Genomic DNA, 13,739 nt, shown 5'->3' with positions numbered 1-13,739 from the left:
CGGCCGACGGCGCCGCCCGCTACTCCCAGGAGCGGGAATACACGTGTTCGCGGAACAGCTCGGGCAATCCGGAAACCTGCTTGAAACGCAGCACCTCGTCATTGTCCATGCCCAGTTCGCGGGCCACGTCGGCCTCGCTCCAGCCGGCCTTGAGCAGGGTCACCACGATCGCCGTCATCGGCAATACGCCGTGCACGCCGCGTGCTCGGTTGTGGCGGATGGTGGCGGCGATGCGCTCGCTGTCGCCTTCACGCCCGGCGCGTATCGCGGCGATCGGCAGGTAGCCGTGCAGACGCTGGCGCAGCGCGCCCTTGGCGCTGCCCACGCGCAGGCGGTGAAAGCCGTCGACCACCTCGTAGCGCCCGTCGGCCTGCGGATAGGCGACGATGGGCTGGGTGAATCCGTCGGACTCGATGGACAGCCTCAGCAGTCGCATCTCCGGTGGCGCGACGGTATTGGGGTTGTAGTCGTTGCCGGCGACGCGCTCGGCACGCACCCACTGCACGCAATCGACCGGCTCTTCGGCGAACGGACTGTGCGCGTGGAGCAGCCGGCGGATCCGGTTGATGGCTTCAATCCGCTCGGCAAGCGGCAACCCGTGCAGTTCGCCGAACAGCGCCTCGGCTCGCTCCGTCAGTGTCTTTGTCTGTGCCATGGGCTTTCCTCATGAGCGTCACCCAGCTACCCCGGGTGGAATGCACGGCGAAGCCGTGCGGTTCGAGAAGGCGCGCGCAGGCCTGGGGCGCGCGGGTGGTACAGGCCAGCCCGAGTTGGTCGACATGCCCGAGGACCCGCTCGCGCAGGGTGCGGAACAGCCCGCGACCGCGCGCTTCCGCACGCAGGTAGGCATCGCGCAGGCGAACCACGTCGGGATGTTGCTCCAGGCTGACGAACCCCAGTATCCGCGTGTCCCCCAGGCGGCGGAGCACGAACCAGCGGTGGTAGGGACCGTCGCTCAGCGGGTAGCCGCCGCACTCGCGGCGCACCCGGGCGCTGGCGAAGAAGCGGCCCATGCTGGCGAAGAAGGCGGCCTCGTCGTCGAACGAGCGCCACTGCAGGATCTCGCAGTCTTGCGGGCGGATCACGAGCGCTTCTCCCGACCGGGGACCAGTCTGTCGATATCGGCCTGGGAGAAGCCGAAGGACAGCGAGCGGGCCATGTCCTGCTTCAGCAGGGATAGCGCGATACGCCGCCAGGACGGCTGCTTGCGACGATTCTCCAGGGCCGGGATCCCCGCGTCCGGCCAGATGGCAAGGGGATAGTCGTGCTGCTTCCACCAGAGGATGAAACGCTCGATGCGCCGCTGGTAGATGCCGCGCAGAGGCGGCGGCATGCTGCGCAGGAGGAACTGGCTGTACTCGCGCCAGGTGCCGAAGGAGGGCGGCAGGCCAAGGCCGCCACGGTAGCCGAGGAAGCGCTGGCGACAATAGCGCGCCCCATAGTTGGCGCCGGCGACGCGCCGGACTACCTTGAACCAGGTGCGTGGCTCGATCCGGTGGAACAGGTCGAGGCCCTTGCGCTGGTCGTCGCCATAGGGCTGGCAGATGCGCATCTGCGAGAACGGCACGCCGGCGCGGTACATCTGGTCGTAGAGGCGGTTATAGGCGTAGCCGTGGTCGGCGACGCAACGCCAGAGATCCTCGAAACGCCAGTCGTAGATCGGGAAGAAGCTCACCGCCTGCGGGTTGGCCCGGTCGCGCGCGCTCCAGGCCAGCGGCGCGCAGCCGCCCGGCGGCGTCCAGGCGCATTGTTTCGCCCGGCTCCTGCGCTTGACCGCCAGGTAGCGATTGAGCGATTCGTCCGAACGGATGCCGACCAGGAACGCGGTAGGCTCTTCCCTGGCCAGCCAGGCGTTGAAGCCGGCGACGAACTCCTCGAACTCCATGCGGTAGCGGTAGAAGGGGAAGAACGCCGGGTCGCTGATCACCCCTCGCTGCTTCGGTAGCGGGCGCACCCAGTCGGCCTCGGCGCCGGGCTCCCAGCAGCACCAGTAGGGTTCCTCCAGGCTAGAGGCGTTGCGCAGGTTGAGTGGCAGGCAGACCCACCAGGGGCGTACGTCGGGACGCCCGAGCATCTCGCTGACGTGATCGATGGTGGCCTGGTACTGCCCCTCCAGGTCGATGAACAGTACGTCCACCGGGCTGCGTCCCAACTCGCGTGCCACGTCCAGCGCCAATTGCAGGGTGACCGAGCTGTCCTTGCCACCGGAGAAGGCGACACAGACGCGCTCGAAGTTCCGGAATACCAGTCGGAGGCGGGATAGGGTTGCGGCATGCACATCGGCATCCTGGTAATGCTTGCCTGCCATGGGTGCGAACCTCTTCTTTTAATAACTATTGAGGGAGACCGTTGCGACGACGGTCCATGTGCAATGTTTGTTTCGGAGTTTCTCCAGGCTATTTTTTCGAGAGTCGCGGCAGCCGGCACGTTCGGCGACGTTGGACTCCGAATCAGTGGATAACGGAAATATGTCCAGGCACTTGGCAGAGCGACGACCAACAGGCCCGACAACTGTCGTGCAGGAACTTTTTCAATGCTAGGCGAAGCCGTGGTTCGAGTTGTTGACTTGTCGCAAGACGGATTCTCCGAACAGCATCGGCGCAGCGCCCACTTGCAACGAGAGTGCGCACGCCGCCATTGGCACTCGTCTGCGCACCGGACTTCTGAGCGGCGGCGGAAAAAGCTTGCTACGCAAGGAGAAGCGCCTGCGGGTGAACATGGAAATTGCCCGGGAAAAGTCGACGGTAATTATTCGTTGAATAACAGGGAAGTGCATACTTCCAACTTGGAAGTTAACTGCATGGCACCATCCATGCATTACACGGATGACGGTTTTTATTATAAGTCCAAACTGGCGAAGACAAGCAAGAGAGGCCGGGATGCCAGAGTTCCATAGTCGGAAATACAAGCGTTGCAATGTCGACGGATAGCACGAAGAGGCGGCGGTACCCTGCGAAACGAGGCAATTCCCCGAATGGCGGGCACTCGAACGGATTTATAAGTCCGCCGTTCGGCGTTCACCTCGACGCCTGTGCACGGGATACTTATATCGGTGGTTCGCACCACTGATTATCGATTTGAACTCGTTCGAGTCTTTACCGCGTTCCCGGCCGAAATAAAAGGCGGGTGGACGATTATTGCCTCACACAAGGAACATAGGCATGACCAGAACTTCGAACCCATGCGCAGTGGTATTGGCCTTTGCGGCAATTGCCGCTTCGGGAACCGCGATGGCGGCAAACACTATCACATTCAGCGGCGAAGTGACCGACCAGACCTGCCAGGTCGCGGTCAACGGCTTCACCGACCCCACGGTGATCCTCGACAGCGTACCGGTGAGCGCCCTCGATGGCGCAGTGGGCCGCAGCGCCGGCGAAACCGCCTTCACCCTGCAACTCACCGATTGCGTCGCGCCGACGGCCGACGAGCATTTCACCACCCTGTTCCAGGCCACCAACCCCAGCGCCGCCGGGAACCTGGTGAACACCGCCGCCAGCGGCGCGACGGGCGTGGCGCTGCAATTGCTCGATAGCGTCGGCGGCAACCCGGTCGACCTGGCCGGCGGCGCGGCGGTGCCCGCCGGCGACATCGTGCTCGCCAACGGAGCCACCAGCACCAGCTACGACTACGCGGTGCAGTACGTCTCCGAAGCGGCGACCGTGACGCCCGGTCCGGTACTCGGCGCCGTGACCTACACGCTGCGTTACGAGTGAATGCCGGCGGCGCATGCGCCGCCCCTTCCTTTTCCCAGCACTAAAGCCGGGCCCGGTCGCTGGACCGTGCCCGGCCAGGTAAGCCGCATGCCCAGACATTCGTACCGATCCGGCAGGACATCGGCGCTTCTGCTCGTCCTGCTGGCGAGCATCGCCCAGGCGCGGGCAAGCGTGGTGGTGACCGGGACCCGGGTGATCTATCCCGGCGAGGCACGGGAGAAGACCGTGCAACTGAGCAATCGCGATGCGTTTCCCAACGTCGTCCAGGCCTGGGTCGACATCGACGCCCCGGACGCGCCGCCGGACCAGGCGGACGCGCCGTTCCTGGTCAACCCGGCGGTATTCCGCATGGCCCCGGACAGCGGCCAGACGCTGCGCATCGTCTACACCGGGCAGGGCCTGCCGGGCGATCGCGAATCGCTGTTCCATCTCAACGTCCTGCAGATCCCGCCACGCAACAGCAGCCATGCGGATCGGAACCAGATGCTGCTGATGCTGCGCAATCGCCTGAAGCTGTTCTACCGCCCGGCGGGCATCCAGGGCCGTCCCGAGGACCTGCCCGGGCAACTGCGTTTCGCACTGGTCCGGCGCAGCGCCGGCTGGGCGGTGCGGGTGGACAACCCGAGCGGCTACTACGCCTCGTTCGCCAGCGCCACGCTCAGCGTCGGCCAGCGCCGCTGGCGCTTGCGCAGCGGCATGCTGGAGCCGCGCAGCCATGCCGAATGGCAGGCCGAAACCCGAGAAGCCCTGCCGCCGGGACGCGTGCGCCTGCACGCGCTGCTGATCAACGACTACGGCGCCCATATGGATATCCGTCATGACCTATCGCCATGAACGCCGCTGCCGCACCGGCACGGCCCTGATGGCGGGCGGCATGGCGCTGGCGGCGAGCGCCTTCGGTCATGCCCAGCCCGGCTACGAATTCGATGATCGCCTGTTGCTCGGCTCTTCCCTGGGCGGCGGCGACCTGTCGCGCTTCAACCAGGACGGTCGGATCGATCCGGGTCGCTATCACGTCGATGTCTACCTCAACGAGCGCTTCGCCAGCCGCAGCGAAGTGAGTTTCCGCGCCAACCCCGCCAGCGGCGCGGTGGAGCCCTGCCTCGACGAAGACTTCCTGCGCCAGCGCCTCGGCGCCAAGCCTGGTGACGATCCGCGCAAGAGCGGCGACGGGCGCCACTGCGCCTTTCTCGATGCACGCCTGCCCGGCTCGCGGTTCAGCCTGGACGTCGCCCGCCTGCGCCTGGATCTCTCGGTGCCGCAAGCCTTGCTCGACCTCAAGCCGCGCGGCTACGTCAGCCCCGAGGAGTGGGACGCCGGCGACAGCATGGGCTTCGTCAACTACGACACCAACCTCTATCGCTCCGAATACCGCGGCGGCGAATCGGGACGATCGGACTACGCCTATGTCGGCCTGAACAGCGGCATCAACCTCGGCCTGTGGCGTTTGCGCCACCAGTCCAACTACACCTATTCCCGCTACAACGGGCAGGCCAGGCGCAAGTGGAACAGCATCCGCACCTATGCCCAGCGCGCCTTGCCGGCCTGGCGCAGCGAACTGACGGCGGGGGAGAGCTACACCGCCGGCAACCTGCTCGGCAGCATCGGCTACCGCGGCCTGAGCCTGGCTACCGACGACCGCATGCTGCCCGAGTCCCTGCGCCGCTATGCGCCGCAGGTGCGCGGCACCGCGGCCACCGCGGCGCGGGTGGTGATCAGCCAGAACGGCAGGAAGATCCGCGAGGTGAATGTCGCCCCCGGTCCGTTCGTCATCGACGATCTCTACGACAGCGCCTATGCCGGCGATCTGGATGTCCAGGTGTTCGAAGCCGATGGCAGCGTATCGAGCTTCAGCGTGCCGTTCGCCTCGGTCCCGGAGTCCATGCGTCCCGGCCTGTCGCGCTACAGCTTCACCCTGGGCCAGGCGCGCCAGTATGGCGACGGCGACGACCTGTTCGCCGACTTCACCTACCAGCGCGGCATGAGCAACGCCCTGACCGCCAACCTGGGACTGCGTGTCGCCGACGACTACCTGGCCATGCTGGGCGGCGGCGTCCTCGCCACCCGCTTCGGCGCCTTCGGCCTGAACAGCACCTATTCCAGCGCACGCGTCGAGGATGGCGCGCGCAAGCAGGGCTGGCGCATCGGGCTCGACTACAGCCGGACCTTCCAGCCCACCGGCACTACCCTGACCCTGGCCGGCTACCGCTATTCCACCGAAGGCTACCGCGAACTCGGCGACGTGCTCGGCTCGCGCGACGCACTGCGCCACGGGGACACCTGGGATTCCGGCAGCTACAAGCAGCGCAACCAGTTCAACCTGCTGGTGAGCCAGGCCCTCGGCGGTTACGGCAACCTCTATCTTTCCGGCTCCTCCAGCGATTTCTACGACGGCAAGAGCCGCGACACCCAATTGCAGTTCGGCTACTCCAATACCTGGGGGCAGTTGAGCTACAACCTCGCCTGGTCGCGGCAGACCACCACCTACTACCAGGAGCAGGGCGACCAGGACCCTGGCGTCGAGCTGCTCCGGCGCGACCGGCGCAGCGGCCAGCGCAACGACACCCTGACCCTCAGCGTCTCCATGCCGCTGGGTTCTTCCAGTCGGGCGCCGACGCTCAGCGCCATGGCTACCCGGCGCTCCGGCGACAGCCGTGGCGGCAGCCTGCAAACCGGGCTGAACGGTACGCTGGGCGACGAGCGTACCTGGAGCTACGCGCTGTCCGCCAACCGCGACAGCGAGGTCGCCGACACCACATGGAACGGCACGTTGCAGAAGCAGGCGGCGCTGGCCACCGTGAATGCCGGCTATGCCCAGGGCGATCGCTACCGGCAATACAGTGGCGGCATCCGTGGCGCGCTGGTCGCTCACCGCGACGGGCTGACCCTTGGCCCCAGCGTCGGCGATACCTTCGCCCTGGTCGAGGCCAAGGGCGCCAGCGGTGCCGCGATACGCGGCGGGCAGGGCGCGCGCATCGACGGCAACGGCTATGCGCTGGCCCCCTCGCTGTCGCCCTATCGCTACAACCCGATCTCACTCGATCCCGTTGGCATCGATCCCGACGCCGAACTGCTGGAAACCGAGCGCAAGGTCGCGCCCTACGCCGGTGCCAGCGTGCGCGTGACGTTCAGGACGCTGACCGGCCATCCGCTGCTGATCCAGGCGCGGCGCGAGGACGGCAGTGTGCTGCCGCTCGGCGCCGTGGTGGTCGACGACGGCGGGGCGGCCATCGGCATGGTCGGGCAGGGCGGCCAGGTCTATGCGCGCGCGGAAAACCAGCGGGGCAGGTTGCTGGTGCAATGGGGAACGGCGCGCAAGGAGCGTTGCGAGTTGCCCTACGACCTGGCCGGTGTGTCTCGCGACCAGGCGCTGATCCGCCTGCGCGGCACCTGCCGGGCAGCCACCACCGACTCCAACCTGGAGAACGCCAGATGAACCGCACGCTTCCCCTGCTGCCCGCGCTGGCCCTCGGCGTGTTGCTGGGGCTTCCCGCCAGTGGCCAGGCGACTTGCTACCGGGTCACCTCGGTAGGCAGCGAGACGACCACCTCGAACACCCAGATCCGCCCAGGCGAAGGTACCGCCGGCAGTTGGACCGGCGCCTGCGACACCTGCAATGGCTCGCTCGGCCTGCCCAGCGTGGTCAACGTCAGCGACGAGAGTTTCCAGCCCTATCCGACGCTCATCGCCAGCGCGGTGGCGCCGCTGACCCAGTACGGCGCCACCGGCGGCTACGACCCCGAACGGGTGTTCTTCCGCTGTAGCGCCGGGGACGCCGTCTACGAGATGTTTTCTACCAACGGCGACGATCTCTATAGCGGCTACTACACCGGCGCCGATACGGTGGGCAACGACATCGGCCTGCAGGATGCCTACCGGACCGCCTGGCCCAACGTGCTGCTGCGCCTGACCAACGTCGAGACGGGGGAAACCATCACGCCGATCTGGAAGGAGCGCCAGCTCTCCGGGCTGGACATAGACTCGCGCGGCTTCCAGCTGGTCAAGGCGAAGAACCTCGCAGCGGTACGCGCCGAGCTGTACAGCGCGCCGCTGGAGGCGATCCGCTACTACTCGCCGACGATCCTCTCGCAGCCCTATTCCTACACCCAGCCGGCGGCCTACATCGCCATCAAGGGGCCGGGCCTGACCGCGCCGACCGTCGGCCAGGCGCACGTGGGCGGCAACTGGGGCGGCTGGTACAGCAACTGGCCGGGTGCCATCGGGCTGTACCGCTACGTGACCCTGAAACGCTATCCCACTTGCGCGGTGATGACGGTCACCCCGCACGTGCAGTTCCCGTCCATCACCCTGGCCGAGATCGATGGCGGCGGCGTGCGCGAGGCGCCCTTCGAACTCACCTTCAAGTGCCAGAGCGGCATGACCAACGGCACCGGGGCCGGCGCCACGGCGCTGGGCATCCGCGTGTCCAGCGGGGCCCTGGCGGCCAGCCCGGCGCTGGGCCTGGTCAACGCCAGTGGCGGACTGTCCTACCTGCTCTCCGACCGTTATGGGGAGCCGGGCATTGCCCGTGGGGTCGGCATCCGCATCTACCGCGACGGCACGCCGATGACGCTCCTGGCCAACGAGAACTCCGCCGGCGGCAGCAACGCCGAGGCCACCGGCTGGTACCCCGCCATCGGTGGCGCGACCCAGGCCAACGGCGGTAGCGGCGGCATCGACCTGTACCGCGAAACCTTCCGCGCGCGCCTGGAGAAACTCGCGCTCGGCAGCCAGCCCGGCGTCACGGCGGGGCGAGTCGAGGCCACGGCGCAGGTGGTTATCCGTGTCCAGTAGGCGCGCGCTCGCGCTGCTGGCCATGCTTTGCCTCGCGCCGACGAGCGAGGCCGGAGTGACCGCGGAGCGCACCCGCCTGGTGTTCGTGGAGGGCCAGCGCGAGGCCTCGTTGCTGCTGGTCAACCAGAATCCCTACCCGGTGCTGGTGCAGGCGTGGGTCGATGACGGCGCCCTCGACGGCGAACCGGATACCGCGCTGGCTCCGTTCCTGCCGCTGCCGCCCGTATTCCGCCTGGAGCCGGGACGCCAGCGCAGCCTGCGCCTGCTGGCTACCGGCCAGGCCCAGGCACGGGATCGCGAATCGCTGTACTGGCTGAACATCTACGAGATCCCCCCGCAAGCCACCGCCGAGGCCGCTGGCCGGCCCCGGCTCACGGTCACCCTGCGAACCCAGATGAAGGTGCTGTACCGCCCGCACGGCCTGCATCCGCACGCCGAGGACGCGGCCGCCGAACTGGGCTTCGCGCTGCGCGACGAGACCCTGCGGGTGGACAACCCGACGCCGTACTTCGTGTCCCTGGCGGGGCTGGCGCTGGAGATAGGGGAGACGCGCCTGGATCTGCCCGGAACGCTGCTGGCTCCGCGCTCGCAACGACGCCTCGGCCTGCCGCGGCGGGTGGACGGCGGGACGCGCGGCGAGGTGGCGTTCGACTGGATCGACGACAACGGCGTCAGCCGCCAGGAAAGGAAAGCTCTACAGTGAACGGTTCCCCACAGGCTCGCCAGCACGAGCACCCACCGGCCGTTGCCGCCTCCCTGGCCGGCGACCTGCGCCTCGCCCGGCGTTTCCAGGCCGCCCTGGCGCGCGGTCGGGTGCGCCTGGACTGGCAGGCCGTACGGCATGCCGGGCATCCGGAATGGGAGCCGCTCTACCGGGAAACCCTGCTCAGGGTTACGGCCGCCAGCGGCGAGCCGCCGTTGCCGACCCAGGAACTGATCCTGGCGCTGGAGCGGCTCGGCCTGGTACGCCTGCTCGATCGCTGCGTGCTGGGCACGGTCCTCGACCGGCTGAACGCCGAGCCTACCTTGCGCCTGGCCTGCAACCTGTCGCGCCAGAGCGCGGCGATGGATGCCTGGTGGGAAGCGGTCTGCCGATGGCTGGCCGCCCGTCCGCAGGTGGCACGGAGGCTGACGCTGGAGCTGACCGAGACCGCCGTGGGCGAGAGAGTCGCGACCCGGGAGTTCATCCGACGCCTGCGCGAACATGGCGTGCGCATCGCGATAGACGACTTCGGCGCGGCGCACAACAACCTGGACTTCGTTCTCGATGCCCGTCCCGATGTGATCAAGATCGATTGCCGGTATACCCGCGAAGCACGTCGCTCGGCGAAGGGCGCCGAAGTGCTGCGCCATCTGCTGGCCCTGTGCCGCGAACTGGCGCCCTGCGTGGTCCTGGAAGGTCTCGAGGAGGACGATGCGTTCGCCCGGCTGCCGACCGGGGACGTCTATCTCCAGGGCAACGCGATCGCGCCGCCGATGCGGGTCGAACCGCCGCTGTCCGTACGCCGGCCGAAGAGCCGGGCGCGGATCGAGGCGCTGGCGAGCCGCCAGGGGTGACCGGGGAGGGCGCCCGGCCTGGCACGGTCGGCGAAAAATCTGAACGGTCGGCCGGCGGCGCCGTCACAGCAGCGACGATGCCGAGGTGCGTTGTGCCGAAGTCCCGGCATTTTTTCCCTGTCACGCCAACGGAGTCGACCATGAACAGAGCAATCAGCCTTCCCCTCAAGGGAGCCGCCTGGCTCCTGCTGGTCCTGGCCCTGCCTTTCGCCAACGCCCAGGACATGAACAAGACCGCGCCACAGACCTTCGTCAGCGAGGCCTCGGCGGCCGGCGTAGCGGAAATCGAAGCCGGCAAGATGGCGCTGGAAAAGAGCACCGCCGCCGATGTGAAGGTATTCGCCAAGCAGATGATCGACGACCACGGCAAGGTCAACGCCGAACTGCGCAGCCTGGCCGAGCGCAAGAAACTGGAGGTCGAAGACGACGCCAGCCTGACCGACAAGGCCAAGGCGACCCTGCTCGACCTGCGCGACGCCTCCTTCGACCCGGCCTACGCCAATAACCAGGTGGCGGCTCACGAAAAAGCCGTGGAACTGTTCACCCAGGCCGCGGACAACCTGACCGACCCGGAACTGCAGGCATTCGCCAAGACCCATCTGCCGGCCCTGAAGCATCACCTGGAGATGGCCCGCGCGCTGGCCAAGGCGCACCCATCCAAGTAACGCCCCCGCGGGCGGAGCCTGGCCAGGCATGAGTTTCAGCCTGTGGTTGCTGGTACTGGGCTGCATCCTGCTGACGCTCGGCCTGGCTTCGGCCTACCTGCGCCTGCTGCCGGTCAGCACGTCGTTCATCTACCTGCTGTTCGGCCTGGCCATCGGCCCGGCCGGGCTGCACGCCTGGCGCAGCGGCCTGGCGGACATCAGCGGCTGGTTCGAACACCTCAGCGAGGCGGCGTTGCTGATCTCGCTGTTCATCGGCGGCCTCAAGCTGCGCCTGCCGTTGCGCTCGCCGGCCTGGACCGCTGCCTGGCTGCTGGCCGGACCAGTCCTGCTCGGCTGTATCCTCGGCCTTACCCTGGGCGCGCATTTCCTGTTCGGCCTGGACTGGGGGCTGGCCTTGCTGGTCGCGGCGATCCTCGCGCCCACCGATCCGGTGCTGGCCAGCGACATCCAGGTCAACCACGCCGGCGACGACGACCGCCTGCGCTACGCCGTATCCGGCGAGGCGGGACTCAACGACGGCATCGCCTTTCCCTTCGTCATCGCCGCCCTGCTGCTGATCGGTCAGGGCGGCGGCCTGCCCGGGGAGTTCGACCGCAGCGGCCTGGACTGGCTGCTGCGCGACGTGCTCTGGGCGATTCCGCTCGGCCTGCTGGTGGGCTATTGCCTGGGCCATGGTCTCGGCCGCCTGGCCATCCACCTGCGGGCGCGGCACACCGACACCTCGGTGTCGGCCAACGACTTCCTCGCCCTGGCGCTGATCGCGCTGTCCTATGTCGGCGCCGACGCACTGGGCGGCTGGGGCTTCCTCGCCAGCTTCGCCGCCGGGATCGGCCTGCGCCACGCCGAGGTGGCGACGCTGGGGCGCGCCTCGGCACCGGCCGAGGCGCAGGCGGCCGCCGCCGACGTGCGCGAGGCAGGGCAGGCCAGCGGCGCCATCGAGTACGGCGCCGACCGCAGCGAACACCCGAAGGTGGCGGCCGGCGCGGTGATGCTCGACGTGCTCTCCTTCGGCAACCTGCTGGAGCGCTCGCTGGAAGTGCTGCTGGTGACCCTGCTCGGCGCCATGCTCTACCAGCACTGGGACTGGCGCGCGCTGCCGCTGGCGCTGCTGCTGTTCTGCGTGTGCCGGCCGGCGATGGTCTGGCTGCTGGTCGGCCGGCGGCTGATGCACCCGGCGCAGCGGCGCCTGCTCGGCTGGTTCGGCATCCGCGGCATCGGCAGCCTGTACTACCTCAGCTACGCGCTGAACCAGGGGCTGCCTACGGCGCTCGCGCATACCGCCAGCGACCTGGTGCTGAGCCTCGTCGCCCTGAGCATCTGCGTGCACGGCCTGAGCATCCAGCCGCTGCTGATGCGCCACGCGCGCAGCGTCAGTCGCCGCGATCGGGAATGATCGAGATCTTGCCGTTCTTCTCGAGGATGGCGAAGCGGATCTGCTCCATGCGTTCCAGGCCCTGGGTCTCGCGGGCGGCCAGGAGAATGTCTTCCTCGCGCAGGCGGGCCTCGGCCAGGCGTGCGTGCAATGGCCTGCCGTACTCGACGATGAGCGTCGGGGAGCCCTCGATCAGGGTGTCGAGCTTCGGATGGCGCAGCTTGAGCAGGGACAGACCGACGTCGATGACGATCAGGGTGATGATCACCAGTACCGCGTTGACCAGCGAGAAGTCGTCGCCCAGCAGCGCCTGCTGGGTGGCTTCGCCGATGATCATCAGCAGCAGCAGGTCGAAGGTGGTGATGTCGGTCAGTGAACGCCGCCCGGCGATGCGGAAGAGTACCAGCAGGACCAGGTAGAGCGCGGCGGCTCGCAGTATGGAATCCATCGTGCGCCTCCTCGGAACGGATGACTCAGGGGTAGATGAACTGGTCGAAGGCCAGGCTCTCGCCGGCGAACTCCAGTCGACTGGCGACTTCGCCGAGCTGGTTCGGCAACAACGTCAGGAACAGGCTCAGGCGACCGTCTTCGTCGAGCCTTCCCTCCAGTTCCAGGCCACCCCGCCAGCTGTGACTGCGCAGCGGTTGCGGTTGCAGGCTCTGGATGCTGTGCGCCTGTAGCAGTCCGCCGCCCAGGCGCACGCCAACTTCGGTGCCCGGCGCGCCGCGCAGATCGATGCGCAGGCGGCTGGCGGCGCCGCTGCGTTCGAAACGCTCGTAGGCCAGGGTCAGCCTGCCGCTGTCGCTGACCAGCGTCCGCGAACTCAGAGGCCCGCCGGCGAACACCCCGGTCAGCGCCAGGAGGATCACCCCGAGCAGGACCCACAGGCCCGCCCGTTCGAAACGCCAGGCGCGGCGCTGGCTTTCCAGGCGCTCCGGGATCGGATACTCGCGCTGGTCGAACGCATCGTCTGCGGCGTCTTCTGGGGCAGGGCGCATGGCTGGCTCCTTCGCTCGCGGTCTCTCAGGCTGGACCCCGGTCGACGCGGTTGGTGCCGGCGGGCTTACCAGCGGTCCGCGCGGGTCGGGCAATCTGCACGATGAACAGGCGCCTTCCGGGCACTCTGCTGATCGCACTTTGCGATCAGCCCGCGCCCAATCGCCGTGGTCACGCTGCTCCGGCGCAAGCGGGGCGGACGGCGCGAACCTTGCAGCGAAGCCTTCCTGACAATCCGACAGGGAGAACCATGGTGAACGGAGAAAACAAGATCGTCCTGGTCCTCGAAGAACACGCCGACCAGCTCTGGCGGATCGAGGAATTCCTCCTCGATCGAGGCTACGCGGTGCTCAGCGCGGCGAGTCGCGACGAAGCCCTCGAGCACCTGGCCTCGGACGCGGTGATCGACCTGTTCCTGCTCAGCGAGCAGCTCGAAGGTCCTCTGAGCGGCAGCATGCTCATCGAAACCAGCCTGCCGGTGCGCCCGCGGATGCGGGTGATCCTGCTCAGCGACAGCGCTCGCGTCGGCATCGACCCGGCGGCACCCTATCCGGTGCTGCTCAAACCGGTGACCCTGGAGGAACTGGGGAAAGCCATCGACATGGTCCTGCACAGCGCGCCGGTCTGCCCCGGCGTCTGACC

Annotated in this window: 14 protein-coding genes; 9 read left to right on the top strand and 5 right to left on the bottom strand. The window is 67.8% G+C overall.

Going from position 1 to position 13,739, the window contains the following annotated elements; translation table 11 throughout:
- Positions 1–19: 19 nt before the first annotated feature.
- From AT700_RS14505 to AT700_RS14495, 3 genes are read right to left on the bottom strand one after another with little or no spacing between them, the layout of a single operon-like run.
- Positions 20–655, bottom strand: a complete 636-nt coding sequence (locus AT700_RS14505; RefSeq protein ID WP_003088853.1) for an IbrB-like domain-containing protein — start codon at positions 653–655, stop codon at positions 20–22.
- Positions 573–1,085 (bottom strand): N-acetyltransferase, encoded by a 513-nt coding sequence (locus AT700_RS14500; RefSeq protein WP_003160204.1) that lies wholly within the window; start codon positions 1,083–1,085, stop codon positions 573–575. Before AT700_RS14500 ends, AT700_RS14505 begins: the two co-directional genes overlap by 83 nt.
- A complete protein-coding gene (locus AT700_RS14495; RefSeq protein WP_014602965.1) occupies positions 1,082–2,308 on the bottom strand; it encodes a phosphoadenosine phosphosulfate reductase in 1,227 nt (408 codons plus the stop codon). The genes AT700_RS14500 and AT700_RS14495 overlap by 4 nt, the downstream gene beginning before the upstream one ends.
- An 853-nt stretch (positions 2,309–3,161) precedes the next feature.
- Between AT700_RS14495 and AT700_RS14490 the strand changes: the two genes are divergently transcribed.
- From AT700_RS14490 to AT700_RS14455, 8 genes are all read left to right on the top strand, one after another.
- On the top strand, positions 3,162–3,713 hold the full coding sequence (locus AT700_RS14490) for a fimbrial protein (protein ID WP_003120281.1): 552 nt from the start codon (positions 3,162–3,164) through the stop codon (positions 3,711–3,713).
- 87 nt (positions 3,714–3,800) lie between these two features.
- On the top strand, positions 3,801–4,547 hold the full coding sequence (locus AT700_RS14485; protein ID WP_003088863.1) for a molecular chaperone: 747 nt from the start codon (positions 3,801–3,803) through the stop codon (positions 4,545–4,547).
- Positions 4,531–7,149 (top strand): fimbria/pilus outer membrane usher protein, encoded by a 2,619-nt coding sequence (locus tag AT700_RS14480; protein WP_003120282.1) that lies wholly within the window; start codon positions 4,531–4,533, stop codon positions 7,147–7,149. Before AT700_RS14485 ends, AT700_RS14480 begins: the two co-directional genes overlap by 17 nt.
- Entirely contained in the window at positions 7,146–8,507 is a 1,362-nt protein-coding gene (locus AT700_RS14475; RefSeq protein ID WP_016851673.1) for a fimbrial protein, read from the top strand. Before AT700_RS14480 ends, AT700_RS14475 begins: the two co-directional genes overlap by 4 nt.
- Positions 8,497–9,210 (top strand): molecular chaperone, encoded by a 714-nt coding sequence (locus AT700_RS14470; protein WP_003113635.1) that lies wholly within the window; start codon positions 8,497–8,499, stop codon positions 9,208–9,210. The genes AT700_RS14475 and AT700_RS14470 overlap by 11 nt, the downstream gene beginning before the upstream one ends.
- The gene (locus tag AT700_RS14465; protein WP_003113636.1) at positions 9,207–10,064 is read left to right on the top strand and encodes an EAL domain-containing protein; all 858 of its coding nucleotides are present in this window, start codon (positions 9,207–9,209) and stop codon (positions 10,062–10,064) included. The genes AT700_RS14470 and AT700_RS14465 overlap by 4 nt, the downstream gene beginning before the upstream one ends.
- Positions 10,065–10,204: 140 nt before the next feature.
- Positions 10,205–10,729: a DUF4142 domain-containing protein gene (locus AT700_RS14460; protein WP_003088871.1), complete on the top strand. Its 525-nt coding sequence runs from the start codon at positions 10,205–10,207 to the stop codon at positions 10,727–10,729.
- Between the two features lie 28 nt (positions 10,730–10,757).
- Positions 10,758–12,122, top strand: coding sequence for a cation:proton antiporter (locus tag AT700_RS14455; RefSeq protein WP_003113638.1), 1,365 nt, complete (start codon positions 10,758–10,760; stop codon positions 12,120–12,122).
- Here the strand turns inward: AT700_RS14455 and AT700_RS14450 are convergent.
- Complete coding sequence (locus tag AT700_RS14450) at positions 12,100–12,549, bottom strand: DUF421 domain-containing protein (protein ID WP_003102168.1); 450 nt, start codon at positions 12,547–12,549, stop codon at positions 12,100–12,102. The two genes, AT700_RS14455 and AT700_RS14450, sit on opposite strands and share 23 nt — an antisense overlap.
- Before the next feature lie 25 nt (positions 12,550–12,574).
- The gene (locus AT700_RS14445; protein ID WP_003088874.1) at positions 12,575–13,099 is read right to left on the bottom strand and encodes a hypothetical protein; all 525 of its coding nucleotides are present in this window, start codon (positions 13,097–13,099) and stop codon (positions 12,575–12,577) included.
- A gap of 248 nt (positions 13,100–13,347) precedes the next feature.
- Here AT700_RS14445 and AT700_RS14440 point away from each other — a divergent pair, with 248 nt between their 5' ends.
- On the top strand, positions 13,348–13,737 hold the full coding sequence (locus AT700_RS14440; RefSeq protein ID WP_048521109.1) for a response regulator: 390 nt from the start codon (positions 13,348–13,350) through the stop codon (positions 13,735–13,737).
- Positions 13,738–13,739: the final 2 nt, after the last annotated feature.

It is taken from the genome of Pseudomonas aeruginosa (assembly GCF_001457615.1).
Taxonomy (GTDB): domain Bacteria; phylum Pseudomonadota; class Gammaproteobacteria; order Pseudomonadales; family Pseudomonadaceae; genus Pseudomonas; species Pseudomonas aeruginosa.
This window is presented reverse-complemented; position numbering and strand designations above follow the sequence as displayed.